The 19,097-nt window shown below is 34.1% G+C and carries 17 protein-coding genes and 1 riboswitch; of the genes, 11 read left to right on the top strand and 6 right to left on the bottom strand.

What is annotated here, in order from left to right; translation table 11 throughout:
- Window positions 1–163: 163 nt before the first annotated feature.
- The 5 genes from cobT to AC6CH4_RS23070 all read left to right on the top strand — a co-directional run bounded on the left by cobT (window position 164) and on the right by AC6CH4_RS23070 (window position 6,566).
- On the top strand, window positions 164–1,843 hold the full coding sequence (gene cobT / locus AC6CH4_RS23090) for a nicotinate-nucleotide--dimethylbenzimidazole phosphoribosyltransferase (protein WP_498107185.1): 1,680 nt from the start codon (window positions 164–166) through the stop codon (window positions 1,841–1,843).
- A gap of 193 nt (window positions 1,844–2,036) precedes the next feature.
- Window positions 2,037–2,834, top strand: coding sequence for an adenosylcobinamide-GDP ribazoletransferase (locus tag AC6CH4_RS23085; protein ID WP_498107183.1), 798 nt, complete (start codon window positions 2,037–2,039; stop codon window positions 2,832–2,834).
- Window positions 2,819–3,355, top strand: a complete 537-nt coding sequence (gene cobC / locus AC6CH4_RS23080) for an alpha-ribazole phosphatase (RefSeq protein WP_498107181.1) — start codon at window positions 2,819–2,821, stop codon at window positions 3,353–3,355. The genes AC6CH4_RS23085 and cobC overlap by 16 nt, the downstream gene beginning before the upstream one ends.
- A 68-nt stretch (window positions 3,356–3,423) precedes the next feature.
- Window positions 3,424–3,628, top strand: a riboswitch (cobalamin riboswitch).
- Window positions 3,629–3,655: 27 nt separating this feature from the next.
- The gene (locus AC6CH4_RS23075) at window positions 3,656–5,509 is read left to right on the top strand and encodes a TonB-dependent receptor plug domain-containing protein (RefSeq protein WP_498107179.1); all 1,854 of its coding nucleotides are present in this window, start codon (window positions 3,656–3,658) and stop codon (window positions 5,507–5,509) included.
- Between the two features lie 4 nt (window positions 5,510–5,513).
- Window positions 5,514–6,566 carry a YncE family protein gene (locus AC6CH4_RS23070; protein WP_498107177.1) on the top strand — a complete coding sequence of 351 codons (1,053 nt, stop codon included), beginning with the start codon at window positions 5,514–5,516 and terminating at the stop codon, window positions 6,564–6,566.
- Between the two features lie 90 nt (window positions 6,567–6,656).
- Here AC6CH4_RS23070 and AC6CH4_RS23065 read toward each other — a convergent pair whose 3' ends face one another.
- Window positions 6,657–8,129 carry a GFO_1087 family putative carboxy terminal peptidase gene (locus AC6CH4_RS23065; protein WP_498107175.1) on the bottom strand — a complete coding sequence of 491 codons (1,473 nt, stop codon included), beginning with the start codon at window positions 8,127–8,129 and terminating at the stop codon, window positions 6,657–6,659.
- A 232-nt stretch (window positions 8,130–8,361) separates the two neighbouring features.
- On the opposite strand from AC6CH4_RS23065, the gene AC6CH4_RS23060 reads away from it, so the two are divergent.
- Genes AC6CH4_RS23060 through AC6CH4_RS23045 form a run of 4 tightly spaced genes read left to right on the top strand, consistent with a single transcriptional unit; the run spans window position 8,362 to window position 10,409 of the window.
- Window positions 8,362–8,871: a GFO_1088 family ECF-type sigma factor gene (locus AC6CH4_RS23060; RefSeq protein ID WP_026984094.1), complete on the top strand. Its 510-nt coding sequence runs from the start codon at window positions 8,362–8,364 to the stop codon at window positions 8,869–8,871.
- Window positions 8,858–9,316, top strand: a complete 459-nt coding sequence (locus tag AC6CH4_RS23055) for a PG0215 family putative anti-sigma factor (protein ID WP_498107173.1) — start codon at window positions 8,858–8,860, stop codon at window positions 9,314–9,316. Before AC6CH4_RS23060 ends, AC6CH4_RS23055 begins: the two co-directional genes overlap by 14 nt.
- A gap of 17 nt (window positions 9,317–9,333) precedes the next feature.
- Window positions 9,334–9,861, top strand: a complete 528-nt coding sequence (locus tag AC6CH4_RS23050) for a GFO_1090 family protein (RefSeq protein WP_026984096.1) — start codon at window positions 9,334–9,336, stop codon at window positions 9,859–9,861.
- A 2-nt stretch (window positions 9,862–9,863) separates the two neighbouring features.
- On the top strand, window positions 9,864–10,409 hold the full coding sequence (locus AC6CH4_RS23045) for a GFO_1091 family lipoprotein (RefSeq protein ID WP_498107171.1): 546 nt from the start codon (window positions 9,864–9,866) through the stop codon (window positions 10,407–10,409).
- A 67-nt stretch (window positions 10,410–10,476) separates the two neighbouring features.
- Here AC6CH4_RS23045 and carB read toward each other — a convergent pair whose 3' ends face one another.
- Window positions 10,477–13,332 carry a carbamoyl-phosphate synthase large subunit gene (carB, locus tag AC6CH4_RS23040; protein WP_302093361.1) on the bottom strand — a complete coding sequence of 952 codons (2,856 nt, stop codon included), beginning with the start codon at window positions 13,330–13,332 and terminating at the stop codon, window positions 10,477–10,479.
- 149 nt (window positions 13,333–13,481) lie between these two features.
- Window positions 13,482–13,643 carry a 50S ribosomal protein L34 gene (gene rpmH, locus AC6CH4_RS23035; protein WP_008464848.1) on the bottom strand — a complete coding sequence of 54 codons (162 nt, stop codon included), beginning with the start codon at window positions 13,641–13,643 and terminating at the stop codon, window positions 13,482–13,484.
- Window positions 13,644–13,809: 166 nt separating this feature from the next.
- Between rpmH and AC6CH4_RS23030 the strand changes: the two genes are divergently transcribed.
- The gene (locus tag AC6CH4_RS23030) at window positions 13,810–14,325 is read left to right on the top strand and encodes a DUF2892 domain-containing protein (RefSeq protein WP_498107169.1); all 516 of its coding nucleotides are present in this window, start codon (window positions 13,810–13,812) and stop codon (window positions 14,323–14,325) included.
- Between the two features lie 265 nt (window positions 14,326–14,590).
- On the opposite strand, the gene AC6CH4_RS23025 is transcribed toward AC6CH4_RS23030, so the two are convergent.
- Window positions 14,591–15,250, bottom strand: a complete 660-nt coding sequence (locus tag AC6CH4_RS23025) for an alpha/beta hydrolase family protein (RefSeq protein ID WP_498107167.1) — start codon at window positions 15,248–15,250, stop codon at window positions 14,591–14,593.
- Between the two features lie 281 nt (window positions 15,251–15,531).
- On the opposite strand from AC6CH4_RS23025, the gene AC6CH4_RS23020 reads away from it, so the two are divergent.
- Entirely contained in the window at window positions 15,532–15,837 is a 306-nt protein-coding gene (locus AC6CH4_RS23020; RefSeq protein WP_241775680.1) for a GNAT family N-acetyltransferase, read from the top strand.
- Window positions 15,838–15,912: 75 nt separating this feature from the next.
- Here AC6CH4_RS23020 and AC6CH4_RS23015 read toward each other — a convergent pair whose 3' ends face one another.
- A complete protein-coding gene (locus AC6CH4_RS23015) occupies window positions 15,913–17,547 on the bottom strand; it encodes an ABC-F family ATP-binding cassette domain-containing protein (protein WP_056190727.1) in 1,635 nt (544 codons plus the stop codon).
- Window positions 17,548–17,787: 240 nt separating this feature from the next.
- The gene (locus tag AC6CH4_RS23010) at window positions 17,788–18,963 is read right to left on the bottom strand and encodes a GlmU family protein (protein ID WP_498107165.1); all 1,176 of its coding nucleotides are present in this window, start codon (window positions 18,961–18,963) and stop codon (window positions 17,788–17,790) included.
- Between the last annotated feature and the right edge of the window lie 134 nt (window positions 18,964–19,097).

Raw genomic sequence — 19,097 nt, 5'->3', positions numbered from 1 at the left:
AATTTCAATAACAATCTAAAAAAATCATAAAAGAAATTCCAAGCTTTTAAATTCCAAATTCCAATATCGTGAAGTATCTTTACATAAAGCTTCAATATTGATATTGTAATTGAATTTTGCAATTGATATTGAATTTTGTAATTGTTATTGACATTGAAAATTTATGAGCCATTTAGACGATATTTTAAAATCGCGTCGCGATACCCGACACTTTACCACCGATGAAGTTCCTGATGAAGTGATCGAAAAAGCTTTACAGGCTGGACATTGGGCGCCATCTGTTGGGCTTACGGATGCTACACGCTATTATATCATTAAATCGGCAGAAGTAAAAAGTGCTATCAAAGATTTGTTTTTGGATTACAATAAAAAAGCCGAATCACTAACAGATAATCCGGAGCAAAAAGAGCACTATAGATCCCTGAAACTCGAAGCTATTGAAGAAGCGCCAATCGGGCTTATTATCGCTTATGACCGTTCCGTTTTAAATCAATTTACGATTGGAACTGTTGGCAGTAATGAGGCTGTAAAATTTAGTTCGGTTTGTGCGGCTCAGAATATTTGGCTTTCCCTTACCGATCAGGGTTATGGAATGGGCTGGGTTTCAATTTTGAATTATCATCAGTTCAAAAAAATACTCGATTTACCTGAAAACATTGAACCTTTGGGTTATTTCTGTATTGGAAAACCGTCTACAAATTATGATAATCAGCCGATGTTGCAGCAATTACATTGGAAACAGAAATCAGAAGCACCAATTTGTTCGGAAATTAAAAATGTAACAGAAAGTTATATTTCTGATTTGAAATTAAAAACACAAACTGAGGCTGAAAACAAAAATGATTTCAGCAAACTTTTACAAGAAAAGATAGATGGTAAGACAAAACCCATTGGAGCCTTGGGAACTTTGGAAACTTTGGCTTTTCAAATGGCAACGGTTTTCGAAACTTTAAATCCGAAAATCATAAATCCGAATATTGTGGTTTTTGCTGCAGATCACGGAATTGCAAATCATGGGGTGAGCGCTTATCCACAAGATGTTACCAGACAAATGGTCGGTAATTTTCTGGAAGGTGGTGCAGCGATAAACGTTTTCTGCAAACAAAATAACATTCAGTTGTCGATTGTAGATTCGGGCGTAAATTATGATTTCCCAACAAATGCCAATCTGATAAATGCTAAAATTGCCAAAGGAACCCAATCCTTCCTGCACGCGCCCGCAATGAGCGAAATCGAGTTGCAGTTGTGTTTTGAAAAAGGAAAATCAATAGTCGAAGATATTGCTAAAACGGATTCGAACTGCATTGGTTTTGGTGAAATGGGAATTGGAAATACTTCGACAGCTTCTGTATTAATGAGTCTTTTAACCGGTTTTTCTATTGACGAATGTGTTGGAAAAGGAACCGGAGTTGAAGATGAAAAACTAATTCAGAAAAAGCAATTTCTAAAAAAAGCAATTGAAAATTATTCCGGTCAAGCCGAATTAAAAGAGCAACTGGCTTACTTTGGCGGTTTCGAAATTATACAAATGGCAAGCGGAATGCTGACGGCTTTTGAAAACAAAATGCTGATTCTGGTTGACGGTTTTATTTGCAGTGTTGCTTTTTTAATAGCTTCAAAAATGAATCCTGATATCATAAAAAATACTATATTTTGTCATTGCTCTGCTGAGCAGGCACATCAAAAATTACTTCACTATTTGAATGCGAAACCAATTTTAAATTTAGATTTGCGTCTGGGAGAAGGAACAGGTTGTGCAATTGCTTTTCCGATTTTGAAATCAGCAGAAGCTTTTTTGAACGAAATGGCTAGTTTTGAGAGTGCGGGGGTTAGTAGGAAATGATTCTAGTCGCAGTCTCGGTTTTCAGTCTCAGTTTAGCCACAGTCACAGTTTTCAGTCACAGTTTGTCATTTCGACGAAGGAGAAATCCTCGCGAGAAGCTCGACAAAGATTGACCGCTTTTCTGTGCGAAGCTACTTACGAGGATTTCTCCTTCGTCGAAATGACAAAAACACATAAATATATAACAAATCAAATGAAAAAAGAATTACACATTTTCTTCACCTGTTTAATGTTTTACACCCGAATTCCATGTCCAAAAAACATCGATCACAATCCTGATTATTTAAATAAAGCCACGCGCTATTTTCCGTTTATTGGCTGGATTGTGGGAAGTATTTCTTTTTTGACCTTTTATGTTTTCGCTCAATTTTTGTCTGTTGAAATTGCTGTAATTTTAGCTATTATTGCTTCCATTCTAACAACTGGTGCTTTTCATGAAGATGGTTTTGCAGATGTTTGTGATGGTTTTGGTGGAGGCTGGACCAAAGAAAAGATTTTGATGATTATGAAAGACAGTGCCATTGGTGCTTATGGAGCAATTGGTTTGGTATTATTGTTTTTATTGAAATTTAAATTGCTTTCTGAGTCAATTTCTATTTTTCAGATAGAAAGTTATATTGGACTTCTTCAAATTTTTCTTTTGTTTATATCGGCTCATGCTTTAAGTCGTTTAGCTGCGATTTCAATCATTTTTACACATGAATATTCGCGTGATGATGCTACGAGCAAAAGCAAACCAATTGCTAAAAAACATAGCTGGAAAGAAATTCTCGGAGCTTTTTTCTTCGGATTATTGCCTCTTTTAACTCTTTCTTATTTTCAATACCAATTCTTGTTAATCTTAATTCCGGTTTTTATAACACGCTATTTTTTGGCGCGTTATTTCCAGAAATGGATTGACGGCTATACCGGAGATTGCCTTGGTGCCACACAACAAGTTTGCGAAGTTGTTTATTATTTAAGCTTTCTTTTTATATGGAAATTTATTTAGTTCGCCATACCGAAACTGTTTGTGAAAAAGGAATTTGTTATGGGCAATCTGATGTAAACATAGCAGAACCTTTTGATTCCATTTTTGAAAATATTGTAAAGCAATTGCCCTCAGAAGCAATTGTTTTTTCCAGTCCTTTGGAACGATGTGTTCTTTTGGCAAAATATATTCAGGATAACATCAAAACGATATCGTACCTAGAAGACAAACGCTTAATGGAAATGAATTTTGGCGATTGGGAAATGAAAAACTGGAATGATATTCTGCCCGAACAGCTTAATCCATGGATGGAAGATTTTGTAAATATTCCGGCTTCAAATGGAGAATCTTTTGTGGAATTACATAACCGCGTTGAAGACTTTTTAATTGATTTGACTTCAAAAGAAATCAATCAGCCAATTGTTGTTGTTTGTCATGCCGGAACCATCAGAAGTATCTTATGTCATCATTCTTCTTTACCGTTAAAAGATGCTTTTCAGAATAAAGTAGATTTTGGTGAAGTCATTAAAATTGAGCTCTAAGAATGGTTTTGTTTAGAATTTGACTTAAAAAGTAAAACAAATTTGATAATTCAACATTTTTAACTTTATCTTTGCCCGAAATTTAAGGTTGCGTTTTAATTTTAAAAACGCATTAAAAGGGAATCAAGTAAAATCTTGAGCTGTACCCGCAACTGTAAGCTAAGTTCTGAAAAGAATGCTTGTTGTTAACTACAAACCACTGCTCGCCGCGGCGAGTGGGAAGGTAAACAACAAGACGCAAGCCAGGAGACCTGCCTTTGTAACAAATATCGAACTCTCGGGAAAAAGAGTGTAGAAATTATGACTTTAAAAAAACGTTTCGCTTTTTGTTTGCTGTTGCTGTGCCAGATTATTTCGGCGCAAAGCGATTCTATTACAAAACTGAAAACGGTCGTAGTTTCTGACGCTAATCTTAAAAAATATTCCACTTCACAATCGGTTTTAAAGCTTAATGATTCTGTTATCAATAAAAATGAAGCTCTGTTAACTGATCTTCTAAATTTCAATTCAACCATTTATTTTAAAGAATACGGACGCGGCATGCTTTCGACAGTTGCTTTTAGAGGAACAACTTCTTCACAGACTGCTGTAATCTGGAACGGAATCAATATCAATTCCCAAATGAACGGGAGTACTGATTTCAATACAATTTCAGGTTCTGACTATAATTCAGTTAGCGTAAAAGCCGGTGGAGGAAGTGTTATTTATGGAAGCGGAGCTGTTGGAGGAACTGTGCATTTAAATAATGATTTGAGTTTTTACAAGCGCTTTGAGAATAATTTGAAATTGGATTATGGAAGTTTCAATACCATCGGAATCAATTATAAAACCAATATTTCGAACGAAAAATGGAGTGCTCAGATTGGCTTTTCTAAAAACAGTTCTACAAACGATTACAAATACCTGAATCAATATACCTGGAAAGGCGAACAGCGCTGGAACCAAAACGGGCAATACGATGTGATAACCATGAGCGCCAATGTGGGTTATAAATTTGATACCAAAAACAGTCTGAAATTATACAGTCAAACTTCTAGTACAGACCGAAATACCTCATTAGTAACAGAAACCGAAACCAAAAGCAAGTACGTAAACGGTTTCAATCGAAATTTATTAGAATACGACGGCGATTTTGGAAAATTCAAAACCAATTTCAAAACCGCTTATATTTTTGAAAATTATCAATATTACGCTGATAATTCACTTAATCAATACACTTTCGGAAAAACGGAAAGCTTCATTGCCAAAGCTGATTTAGGCTATTCTCTTTTTAAATCAACACAGATAAACGGGATTTTAGATTACAGCCGAACTAAAGGTTTTGGAAGTGGTTTTGGAGATAATACGAGAGAAATCAGTTCTGCTGCACTATTAGTAAAACAAGATTTTTCAAAAGATTGGAAAAACGAATTTGGCATCAGAAAAGAATTTACGGATAATTATAAATCACCGGTTTTATTCTCTTTGGGATCTTCGTATCAATTTGGAAAATTATATAATTTGAAATTGAATTTGTCCCGAAATTTCAGAATTCCAACCTTCAATGATTTGTATTGGGAAGAAGGTGGAAATCCGGATTTGAAACCTGAAAGTTCCTATCAGGCAGAAATTGGAAATGTCTTTACTTACAAAAACATTTCGCTTACGCAGACTTTCTACTATATCAAAATCAACGATTTATTGCGTTGGGTTCCCGGAAGCAACGGAATCTGGACACCTCAAAACACTAATAAAGTCAACACTTACGGAACCGAAACGTTACTAAGCTGGAAAAAACAGTATGGCAAAAATTATTTTGGTGCCAATGCCACTTATGCCTACACGGTTTCTCAAGATCTGGAGACAGACAAACAACTCTTTTTCGTTCCTTTTAATAAAGTTACGGCAGCGGTTTCTTATTCCAGAAATAATATTTCAGCTTATTATCAATTTTTGTATAACGGTTTTGTCTATAGACAAGCTGATAATGATCCAAATGAAATTGTAGACGCTTATATAGTTTCAAACATAGGAATCGATTATGATTTTAAATTTTTAAGCTCTTTCAAACTAGGATTTCAGGTTTTAAATCTCTGGAATGAAAATTATGAAAGCCTTGAAAACAGACCAATGCCAGGAAGAAATTTTAATATGTACTTAAACCTTAAATTTTAATATAATGAAGTTAACCAGATTATTTTTAGTAGCAATAAGCGTATCGCTTTTTGTTTCTTGTTCAAACGATGATGACAATAACGATCCAAAAGGAGTATATGATAATGGTTTTTTCATCTTAAATGAAGGAAATTCTGATGGTGGTTCAGTTTCTTTTGCAAGTGATGATTTAGCCAATTTTACAGCAGATGTTTACAAAACTGCAAATGCTACTGATTTTGCAGGAGTATATCTTCAAAATATCTTTTTTGATGGAGATAATGCGTATATCATTGCTGGTGGATCAAACGTAATTAACGTTGTAAACAGATACACTTTCAAATTAATTGCAAAAGTTGAAACTGGACTTAATAACCCAAGATACGGAGTTGTAAAAGACGGAAAAGCTTATGTAACGAATGCAAACACTTACTCCTACATTAATCCGGCAACCGGAGATACTGATGATTATATTGCAATAATCGATTTGGCTACTAACAAAGTGGAATCTAAAATCGAATTGGGCGCAACTGCAAATAGAATTTTATTAGAAAACGGTAAACTATACATTACCGATTCTTCTAATGACAAGGTATTGGTAGTAAATCCAGCAACAAAAGCATTAGAAACTCCGGTAACAATTGGTTACAGTGGTGACAGTATGGAAGCTGAAGATGGTATTTTGTATGTTTTGAGAGCTCCTTATGGTGATAATAGAAGTGAAATTGTAAAAGTAAAATTATCTGATAAGTCGGTTACTAAAATTACTTTCCCTGCATCTTTAGACAGAGCTGGATATTTGGACGTTTATAATGATAAGATTTACTATACTTCTAACAACTCAGTATACGCAATTACGACTACTGCAATAGCAGCTTCAACAACAGCAATTGCAACTGCTAGTCTTCCTGCAGGTGGTTCAATTTATGGTTTTGCTGTAAACGATGATAAAATATTTATTGCTGATGGTGGCGATTTCGGATCCAACAGCAAAGCTTACATCTACAACTTAAGTGGAAGTTTGCAAAAAGAATTAACGGTTGGTGTAGGACCAAATGGTTTTTACTTCAACGATTAATACCTTTATTTTTAAATTAGTTTTTGTATTTTTTTTGTAAAAAAGGCTTTCATATCTGAAAGCCTTTTTTCCTTTTTATTTGTATTTATATTATTTTAATGCTCTTAAAAGCCCTTCTGGTGCTTTTTCAATATACATTTGATTTCTTATACCGTTCATTGCTTTAACATTAGTAAACGTTCTTAAAGCTTGCGTTCTGTCCTGCTGTATTTTCTTCGCAGTCGAACCCGTAATTTTTGAGATTGTTAAATTCAATAGTGGCTCTGACGGATCTCCTAAAACCCCCATATTATTAATATACTCCAATTGTTCATAAGTTGGAGCTAACCCGTCTGTATATTCTCCAAAACCAGCAGAGTTTACAATTTTTAAAACTAAAGGCTGCATAGCATATTTATGATTTGGATTTCTGTTTGTTTTCCCGAAACTAGGTGAATCATACAAGGTAACTGAACCTACATTTTTACCAACCGTCGTCTCTCCTACCTGAACTACAGAAACATAAGGTACAAGTCCGTTGATAACCAATTCACTTGCAGAAGCCGTTCCATCTGTAGTAATGATATATATTTTAGATAAATTCAGGCTATTGATTGCAGCTCCGTCTATTTTATCCGGAAACCTGACATTCAACGATTCGGGATCTTCGCTTTCGTAATATTCATTCACCTTTGGATTCCATTTTTCTTTGGCAAAAATTTTAGTAGCAAACTGACCAGTAATCATACTGGCCAATCTTGATGCTGTTTGAATCGAACCTCCACCATTATATCTTAAATCCAAAACAAAATCTGTTATTCCTTGTGATTTTAATGTAGCAAAAGCATCATTAAGCTGGGCATCGTAATTGGCATAAAATCCGTTATACATCAAATAACCAATTTTATGGCTTCCTGATACAATTATTTTATTGATGAAAATTGGATTTTCATCCAAAGTTGTTTTAACCAAAGCCACTGTTTTACCATTAGAAGTAATGACTGTTCCATTCATAGTTGCCATATCCAGTGTATAGCTGTCAGCATTCAAAAGTCCCTGATAATTTGAAACTGTTAATTGTGTTCCGTTTACGGCTGTAAAAAGATCACCACGTTTAATATCTTTAGTTGAAGCGTCAGAATTTGGAATAATATAACGAACAAACCCAACTAATTCTGTTGTACTTCCCGGTTTGTAACTTAATCTAAAATCTACTCCGTCATTTTTTGTAGTTCCCTGGAGTTCTCCTTCCAAAACAGTATAATCATCCACAATCCAGCTAAAACGGTCAATTGCCTGCCCTTTAGGGAATTTGCTACTTGGTTTATTTAGTAAATCCTGAAATAAATCATCGGGTTCAGAATATCCTTTTAAAAAAGAGTTAAGTGCTTCCTGAGTACTAAAACGGTCATCAGCTAAATTAGGAACATCAGGTTGCCATAAGTAAAACTGGTTCAATCCTTTCCAGATAAAATCATTCACTTGTAAATCTGCCGGAGCAGCAACATCATCCTGATCTTCGCATGATTGCAAGGTAAAAGCCAGCAAAAACACAAGCAATAAACTCTTTAATATTGTTTTCATATAAGTAGGTATAGTGGTATCAATAATATATTAACGTAAAAATACTACCTTTAGTTTTAACTATATTCAGTTTAAGTTGTTTTTTCAAAAAAAAATCACAAACACGTTGTAACAAAAATAATAGTGCCTCGTCTTGACTATATAAGCTTACTTATAAATATTGGTTAATTGAAAAAAATCATAATTCAGGAAGTAACTTATAACCGACCAAAAACCAACAAAATAACCAATTATGAATCAAGTTGCGTTTATAGAATTGATTAATCCTTTTAAAGACAAAGTTTTTCGTCTGGCAAAAAGATTGCTCACTAGTACTGAAGAAGCTGAAGATGCAACACAGGAAGTAATGGTGAAATTATGGAACAAAAAAGAAAATTTAGATGCCTATAATAATATTGAAGCTGTCGCAATGACAATGACCAAGAATTATTGTCTGGATCAGTTAAAATCTAAAAGAGCTGGAAATCTAAAAATAGTTCATAATAATTATACAGATCGTGAACCACAGTTAGACAAAAAACTGGAAGATTCTGATAGTCTGGAATGGGTCGAAAAAATTATAAATCAGTTGCCCGAGCAACTCCAAATATTAATTCAGCTTCGCGATGTTGAGCAATATGAATTTGATGAAATTGCGAAAATTGTCAACATGAATGAAACTGCTATTCGGGTAGCACTTTCGAGAGCGAGAAAAAAAATAAGAGAATCAATGGTTAATACACACAGTTATGGAATTAGATAAAATAGAAAATATATTAGAAAAATACTTTCAGGGAGAAACTACTATTGCAGAAGAAAAAGAATTAAAAGAATACTTTTCTTCGCCGAATGTTGCGCAGCATTTACAGCAATACAAACCAATGTTTGGTTATTTCTCTCAGGTAAAACAACAAAAATCAACGCAAGAGATACCACTACAAACTAAGAAACGAAATGTGGCGTGGTTATCAATTGCAGCTTCAGTTGTTGTTTTACTAGGAATAGGAACCTTTTATTATGTGAGCCAGGAAACTGCAACTCCGGTTGTAGCGCAATCAGAATTAGGAACCTATGATGATCCGGAAGAAGCCCTTGCCGCAACGCAAAAAGCTTTAGCCTTATTATCAAACAATGTGAATGTAGGTATTGAAAGTGTACAGTACATTCAGGAATATGAACAATCAAAAAACAAAATTTTTAAACAGTAATTAAATCAATCAAAAAAATGAAAAATTTCATCATAACACTAGTTTTCGCATTCGTTAGTACCGCTTTTTATGCTCAGGGAGCATTTGATAAATTTGATGGTCAGGACGATGTAACCTCAGTAATTGTAAACAAAAAAATGTTCGATTTAATGAGCAAAGTAAAAGTTGACGCTTCTGATAAGGAAATGCAACAATACATCAGTCTGATTAAAAAATTAGACTATCTAAAAGTGTTTACTACAAAAAATCCTAAAATCGAAGCTGAAATGAAAGCTTCAGCAGATAAATATGTTAAAACAGCCGGCTTAGAAGAGTTAATGAGAATTAACGATGGAGGAAGAAATGTAAAAATATCAGTAAAATCAGGAGCAACAGACTCTCAGGTAAGAGAATTATTGATGTACGTTGACGGAGCTAAAGGAGACGAAACGGTTTTATTATCTTTAACAGGTAATTTTGATATCAATGAAATCTCAGTACTAACAGACAAGATGCAACTTCCTGGTGGTTCTGACTTAAAAAAAGCCTCTAAAGGCAAAAAATAATCATGAGAACCAGCATCTTTACCACAGTCCTTTTAGCATTATTAACTTTAGCAAGTTGTAATTCTGAACCATCATTGCAAAAATATTTTGTACAGAATACCGACAATAAAGATTTTATCGCTGTTGATGTTTCGTCTAATATTTTAAACTTAGACAAAGCAAAGTTGTCAACAGAACAAAATGAAGCTTTAAAATCGTTTGACAAAATGAACATTTTAGCTTTTAAAGCAAACGATAAAAATCAGGCTCAATTTGAAACGGAAAGAGCAAAAGTAAAAGCAATTCTAAAAGATCCAAAATATCAGGAATTAATGAAGGTTGGTTCTGGTAAAGACGGTGCTTCTATAAGTTATGTTGGCTCTGATGAAAACATCGAAGAGTTTGTCGTTTTTGCCAACAGAAAAGAAAATGGTTTTGCAGTAGTTCGCGTTTTAGGAAAAAACATGAACCCGAATAACATTATGACGTTAATGTCTGTTTTGCAAAAGTCAAAAATTGACATGGAACAATTAAAACCTTTGCAGCAATTGATTACTACTAATAAATAATACATCTTACTTTAAACAAAAAAAGCTCCAAATAATTGGAGCTTTTTTTATATCTAGAATTGAGAAATTATTTACTCAAATACATTTTTCTTCTTGAGTATAACTCGTAGAATTGATCATCTTTTAAGTCATCAATAAACAAGATACTTTCTCCGGTCGATTTCATTTCAGGTCCTAATGCTTTGTTGACATTTTGGAATTTGCTGAAAGAAAAAACTGGTTGTTTGATTGCATATCCTTTTAATTGTGGATTAAAATCGAAGTCTGTTACTTTATTGTGCCCTAACATTACTTTTGTAGCGTAGTTCACATAAGGCTCTCCGTATGCTTTTGCAATAAACGGTACTGTTCTTGAAGCTCTAGGATTTGCTTCAATAATATAAACTGTATCATCTTTTATTGCAAACTGAATGTTGATTAAACCTACTGTTTTTAAAGCTCTCGCAATTTTATATGTATGGTCTTTTATCTGTTGCATTACGAATTCTCCTAAGTTGAAAGGAGGCAAAGTAGCATTACTATCTCCAGAGTGAACTCCGCAAGGCTCGATATGCTCCATAATTCCGATGATGTAAACATTACCATCAGCATCACAAATCGCATCTGCTTCCGCTTCGATTGCTCCGGCCAAATAATGATCTAAAAGCAATTTATTTCCTGGAATCGTTTTCAATAAATTGATTACGTGCTCTTCTAATTCTTTTTTGTTGATAACGATTTTCATTCCCTGACCTCCTAATACATAAGAAGGACGAATCAATAATGGGAAGTCTAAAGTGTCTGCTAAGGCAGAAGCTTCGTCAGCTGTTTCAGCAATTCCGAATTGTGGGAACGGAATATGTAATTCTCTCAATAAATCTGAGAAACGTCCTCTGTCTTCCGCTAAGTCAAGTGCATCAAAACTAGTTCCGATGATTTTTACTCCGTATTTAGATAATTTTTCAGCTAATTTTAAAGCGGTTTGCCCACCTAACTGAACAATAACACCCTCTGGTTTTTCATGCTGAATGATATCATAAATATGCTCCCAGAAAACTGGCTCGAAGTATAATTTATCTGCTGTATCAAAATCAGTCGAAACTGTTTCCGGATTACAGTTGATCATGATTGTTTCGTAACCGCATTCTTTTGCTGCCAAAACTCCGTGTACACAAGAGTAATCAAACTCAATTCCTTGTCCAATTCTGTTTGGTCCTGAACCTAAAACAATGATTTTCTTTTTATCTGTAACAATGCTTTCGTTATCTACATAACGTTCGCCGTTTGCTTTTTCAATTTCAGCTTCGAAAGTTGAGTAGTAATATGGAGTTTGTGCTTTAAATTCAGCCGCACAAGTATCAACCAGTTTAAAAACACGGTTGATGTTTTGGTCCATACGTAAAGTGTGAACTTCACTTTCCAGACAATTCATCATGTGAGCGATTTGTCTGTCGGCAAAACCTTTTTGTTTCGCTTCAAGCAAAAGTTCTTTTGGAAGATTCGAAATTTTATAGTTCGAAATTTCTTTTTCTAAAGTATAAAGTTCTTCGTATTGTTTTAAGAACCACATATCGATTTTTGTGATTTCATGAATACGGCTCAACGGAATTCCCATTGCAATTGCATCATAAATTACAAAAACACGATCCCAGCTTGCAAAAGTCAGTTTCTCAATAATTTGCTCGTAATTGGTATATCCTTTTCCGTCAGCACCTAAACCATTTCTTTTAATTTCTAATGACTGTGTTGCTTTGTGTAAAGCTTCCTGGAACGAACGACCAATTCCCATTACTTCACCAACAGATTTCATCTGAAGTCCTAAAGTTCTGTCAGCACCTTCAAATTTATCGAAGTTCCAACGTGGTATTTTAACGATTACATAATCCAGTGTCGGTTCAAAAAGAGCCGAAGTCGATTTTGTAATTTGGTTTTGCAATTCATCTAAGTTGTATCCTAAAGCCAGTTTAGAAGCAATTTTAGCAATTGGGTATCCAGTCGCTTTTGATGCTAAAGCAGATGAACGTGACACACGAGGATTAATCTCGATTGCTACGATATCTTCTTTTTCGTCTGGTGAAACTGCGAATTGTACGTTACAGCCTCCAGCAAAATTTCCGATACTACGCATCATTAAGATAGCATAGTCACGTAATTTTTGGAAAGTAGTATCAGATAATGTCATTGCCGGTGCAACTGTAATCGAATCTCCGGTATGAATTCCCATTGGATCCATATTTTCGATCGAACAAATAATCACAACATTATCATTTTTATCTCTCAAAAGCTCCAATTCATATTCTTTCCATCCTAATAGAGCTTTGTCAATTAGCACTTCGTGAATTGGTGACATTTCTAATCCGTAGGTTAGTTTTTCGTCAAATTCTTCTTTGCTGTGAACAAAAGCTGCTCCGGTTCCTCCTAGTGTAAACGAAGGACGAATTACTAACGGAAACCCAAATTCCTGAGCAATTTCTTTTCCTTCAAGGAAAGAGGTAGCTGTTTTTGCCGGTGCAGTAGGTACATTGATTTTTTGAAGCAATTGTTTAAATTGCTCTCTGTCCTCAGTAATATTAATAGCATTTACATCAACACCAATTAATCTTACTCCGAAATCCTGCCAAATTCCCTTTTCATCAGCTTCCAAACATAAATTCAAAGCCGTTTGTCCACCCATTGTTGGCAAAACTGCATCAATTTGTGGATGCTCCTTCAGAATTTCAATAATCGATTTTGTAGTTAATGGTTTCAAATATACATGATCGGCCATTGTTGGGTCGGTCATAATAGTCGCTGGATTGGAGTTTATCAAGATAACTTCAATTCCTTCTTCACGAATAGAACGTGCAGATTGAGATCCTGCATAATCGAATTCGCAAGCTTGACCAATAACAATAGGTCCTGATCCTATTATTAAAACTGATTTTATTGATGTGTCTTTAGGCATTGTATTTGTATTGTGTAGTTATATAAAGTACTTAAAAAAAAACATTCGTAGTGTATTCTAAACTAGAACGTTGCAGCTTTTTTTACCGACAAGGTATAAAAAAAGGCGATACTAAAAAAGTAATCGCCTTATGTATGTTTATACAAACATTATTTTTTGTGTCTAGGCTCGCTAGAAACAGTTAATTTATGTCTTCCTTTTGCTCTTCTACGCGCCAGAACTTTTCTTCCATTCGCAGAAGCCATTCTGTCCATAAATCCGTGCTTATTTCTTCTTTTTCTTTTCGATGGTTGAAACGTTCTTTTGCTCATTGCTTTGTATCTTTAAAATGGTATCTAATATCTCTTTTCTGTTTTACAATAACGTTATTCTAAAACCGAGTGCAAATATACAAAGACTTTTTTTTCTGGCAAGTACTTTAATAAAAATATTTTTAATTCATTTTACTATATTTGCAATCTCAAATATACATCTATTATGTTTAACAAAAATATTAAGCTTATTTTAGCCGGACTTCTTGTAGTTGCTGGCGTTTGGCAATTTACAGAGAGTAATATCGGGAATGGTATTTTCCTTATATTATTGACTGCAATTCCAATTTTTCTTTATTTTAAAAACGAATTTATCCTTTTAGCCTTCCTTAAATTAAGAAAACAAGACTTCGAAGGTGCTAAAAATTGGCTGGCATACATCAAAAACCCGGAAGCTGCATTAGTTAGAAAACAACAAGGATATTTTAATTACCTACACGGAATTATGTTATCTCAGACCAATATCAACCAGGCTGAGAAACATTTCAAGAAAGCAATCGAACTTGGACTATCAATGGATATGGATTTAGCCGTAGCAAAACTAAACCTTGCCGGAGTTGCAATGTCACGCAGAAGAAAGCTTGAAGCGACTAATTTATTGAATGAAGCTAAGAAATTAGACAAACAAGGCATGCTGAAAGAGCAAATCACCATGATGAAAGATCAAATGAAGAAAATCTAAACTTCTTTAAATTACAATAATTTAAAATCCCAAATTCCTATATAATTGGAATTTGGGATTTTTTTATCGTTTTTTATTTTTCGCAATCTTGTCATCCTGAGGAACGAAGGACCACACTAGAAACTCGACAAAGATTGGTGATTTAGCATGCGGAGCTACTTGTGTGATCCTTCGTTCCTCAGGATGACAAAGTTGTCGTATATTGGAATTTGGACTCGAGTGCTAGCGAACAGGCAAAGCAATTTAAAAATTGGGATTTAAACCTTTAATCTTCCAATATAATAGACGGCAAATTCTCATTCAGCCATTTGTATTTACTGAGAATCATAACATGGGTCCCTCCTTTTACAATAATACAACTCTTAATATATTTTATCGGAAAAACATCATCCTTATCTCCATGGATATGGATAACATTTTCATCTCTTTGATCTCTGTCCCATAAAATAACATTTTCTACAGCCCACTGCAGGTAATTAAGATCACGCATAGCCAGAAACTTCTCATACAGCTTAATACGTTTGTTGATTTTTTCTCCAAAAGAATATTTTGCAAGATTTTCTATATTCAGAATCAGCTTCATCGGGATTAGCTTATACGCTTTTGTAGTTTTTCCGATTTTCATTCTTCTTGGAAATTCCGCATTACTTCTTACACTCGAAATAATAATTATTTTCCGAACCTGAATATGTTTTGCCATTTCCTGAACCAGAATTCCACCAAAGGAAACGCCAATTAAAACGGGGTTTTCATGTTTGATGTTCTTGGTGATTCGTACTGCATAATCAGACAATGATTCCTTAGGTTGTGGGATCTCCCACTCCAGCAAACATGTTTCAAAAACAGATTCATCTAATTTAATTCTTTCAAAAATGCTTGAGCTTGCAGCCAAGCCAGGCATAAAATATACAGGAATTTTACTCATTTGGTAGAAAAGGAATTTTAATTACAGTTTCAATTTCAAGTTAAATTTACTTTTTTTACTAATATGCACAGCAAATCTCACACCATAATTAGATATTAAAACAAATAAAATCACAAAAAGAGAATTAAGCAAGCACTTAAAAAAATAATTTCATATTGAAAATCAAATGATTACCTTTGTATGCCAAATGATTCGTGTTCAATCTTCACCAAAACAAGTTTGAACGAATTAAAACCCTAATCTATATAAACATTTTTAACCTACTAAAAACATGTAAAATTATGGAACCTATTGAAACAATTATGGAAATCAAAGACAACACTTTCGCAAGACAATTTGAAACCATAACCCCGGAAGGACTAATTTCTGTTGAGTATTCATTTCAGGAAAAGAAAATTTTCCTAACTAAAATCAATACTCCGGAAGGTTTTGAAAATCAGGAACTGATTAATACATTGCTTAAAAGTATCATGGAAATTGTCATCGAAAAGAAATTCAAACTAATGCCTATTCATCCAAAAATTGCACTTTTTATTAAAAAGAACCCAAAGTACAAAGAATTACTCCCTCCTGGAATTAGACTTTAATTTCACGATTTCTCACAAAATAAAAAAGCACAAGTTAATCCTTGTGCTTTTTCGTTTATATATATATTGAGAAAATTATTTTTCGATCTCTCTCATAGAATCCATTTTTTTATGCGCTAAGAAACCGGCAACATCTTCAAAATGTTCTTTCACTCTTTTGTTTCCAAATTCAAAAACTTTAGTTGCTAATCCGTCAAGAAAATCACGATCGTGAGAAACCAATATCAAAGTTCCGTCGAAATCACGTAACGCATCTTTAATAATATCCTTGGTTTTCATATCTAAGTGATTCGAAGGTTCATCAAGAATCAATAAGTTAACTGGCTCCAGTAATAATTTTATCATTGCCAAACGCGTTTTCTCTCCACCGGAAAGTACTTTTACTTTCTTGGTAATATCATCACCCTGAAACATAAAAGCTCCTAAAATATTTTTGATCTGTGTTCTTACATCACCAACAGCAATATTATCAATAGTTTCAAAAATAGTAGCATTTTCATCTAACAATGAAGCCTGATTTTGGGCAAAATATCCAATTTGTGAATTATGACCAATATCTACACTTCCTTCATCGATACCAATTTCTTTCATAATCGCTTTGATCATAGTCGATTTACCTTCACCATTTTTACCTACAAAAGCTACTTTTTGTCCTCTTTCAATAACAATATTGGCATCTTTAAAAACTACATGATCTCCGTAAGATTTAGACAAATCTTTTACCACAACAGGATATTGTCCCGAACGCGCCGCAGGAGGGAATTTTAATTTTAAAGCCGAATTATCTACTTCATCAACCTGAACAATAACCAATTTCTCCAACATCTTAACGCGTGACTGAACCGCATCTGTTTTAGAGAACGTTCCTTTAAAACGATCAATAAAAGCCCTGTTATCCGCAATCATTCTTTGCTGTTCATCGTATGCTTTTTGCTGGTGTATACGACGATCTTTTCTCAATTCTAAATAATGAGAATATTTCGCTTTGTAATCGTAAATTCTTCCCATTGTAACTTCAATAGTACGATTCGTAATATTGTCTACGAACGCTCTATCGTGCGAAATTACCACAACTGCTTTTGCCGAATTAATTAAAAACTCTTCTAACCACTGAATACTTTCAATATCCATGTGATTCGTTGGCTCATCCAGCAAAATCAAATCCGGTTTTTGCAAAAGAATTTTAGCTAATTCAATACGCATTCTCCATCCTCCTGAAAATTCAGAAGTCTGGCGTGTAAAGTCCTCACGTTCAAACCCTAGACCAACTAAAATTTTCTCAACTTCAGCTTCGTAATTTACTTCTTCAATAGCATAAAACTTTTCACTTAAGTCAGAAACTCTTTCGATCAATTTCATATAAGCATCACTTTCATAATCCGTACGAACTGTTAATTGCTCGTTGATTTCGTCGATTTCAGCTTTCATTTTAAAAATCTCACCAAAAGCTTTCGAAGCTTCTTCCATTACAGTAGAGCCATCTTTAGTCAATAAATGCTGAGGCAAATATGCCACAACAGCATCTTTCGGAGTCGAAATACTTCCGGTAGAAGGTTTGCTTTGACCTGCAATTATTTTTAAAAGTGTCGATTTTCCCGCACCATTTTTACCCATAAGGGCAATTTTATCATTTTCATTTATAGCAAAAGAAACATCGCTAAATAATGTAGTTCCACCAAACTGAACCGAAATATCGTTAACTGTAATCATTTAGATTTTTAGATTTTTAGACTGCTTAGATTTTTAGATTTCTCAGCAAGTATTTTTTTGAAGGTGCAAAGATAGATTTTAATTAGATAATGTGCCAATTAGATAATTAGATAATTTTTGAATTAGAAAATGTGCCAATTTGAAAATTAGATAATTCCTTAAATTCCCAATAAAACAAAACCCGACAGGTTTTAAAACCTGTCGGGTTTGCTAAAATTATCTAATTGACTAATTATCTAATTAGTCTTTTCTCCATTTTTTCGTTTCTTCAAAAATATGCTCCAAGATTCCGGATTCTATTTCATCGAACTCAATATTTCTGCGCCCCATAACAAGTTTAGCCGTTTCAAAAGCTTTTTTGGTTACATAAGTTGTGAATCCGGCAGCACCGCCCCAGGAAAAACTCGGAACAAAATTACGCGGAAAACCACTTCCAAAAATATTAGCGCTCACTCCCACTACAGTTCCGGTATTAAACATGGTATTGATTCCGCATTTACTATGATCTCCCATCATTAAACCACAAAACTGAAGTCCGGTTTTAGCAAAACCTTCTGTCTCATAACTCCATAATTTTACTTCTTCGTAGTTATTTTTCAGGTTCGAATTATTACTGTCCGCACCAATATTACACCATTCACCCAAAACAGAATCACCTAAAAATCCGTCATGCCCTTTATTTGAATTAGCAAAAAGAACCGAATTTTTAACTTCTCCTCCAATTCTTGATCCAGGACCAACCGTAGTTGCACCATAAACTTTAGCATTCAATTTTACCTGCGCATTTTCACATAAAGCAAAAGGACCACGAATTACAGTTCCTTCCATAATTTCGGCATTCTTACCTATATATATAGGACCATTCGAAGCATTTAGCGTTACAAACTCTAATTTTGCTCCTTCTTCAATAAAAATATTTTCAGGCGCTATTACATTTACACTCTTTGGAATTGGCTGTGATTTTCTGTCTTCTGTTAAGAAATTAAAATCGGCACGAATGGCTGCGTCATTTTTCGAGAAAATATCCCATGTATGTTCGACTGTTAAACAATCTTCGTTATATTGAATGATTTCATACGAATCGAAATCAACTTCTTCCTGATTTTCAGTTGCAAAGAAAGCAATTACATCGTCACCTTTAAAGATTGCCTGATTTTCTCTTAAGTCAGAAACCATTTCAGCAAGCTTATCATTTGGTAAATACGCTGCATTTATCATGATATTTTCTTCCATTTCCACCATCGGAAATTTGGCAGATAAATAATCTTCAGTAATTGTTGTAATTGTTGACCCCAAACGTGCTTCCCATTTTTGACGTATCGTCATGATTCCAATTAGAATATCAGCCACAGGCCTTGTAAAAGTAAAAGGTAATAAAGCATTCCGAACGGGACCGTCAAAAAGAATGTAATTCATAAATAAAAATATTTGATACTTGTTAAAATCTTGATTTGGTTATCGAGGCCAAAGTTACAAATATTTTATTTGTTTAAATAAATCAGACTTTTACTAAATCAATACCAAAGTGATAATATCGCATAAAAAAAGCC

The sequence above is a fragment of the Flavobacterium sp. GQ95 genome (genome assembly GCF_059758655.1).
Note: the sequence above shows the minus strand (reverse complement) of the source record. Positions and strands in the feature narration are given on the sequence as shown.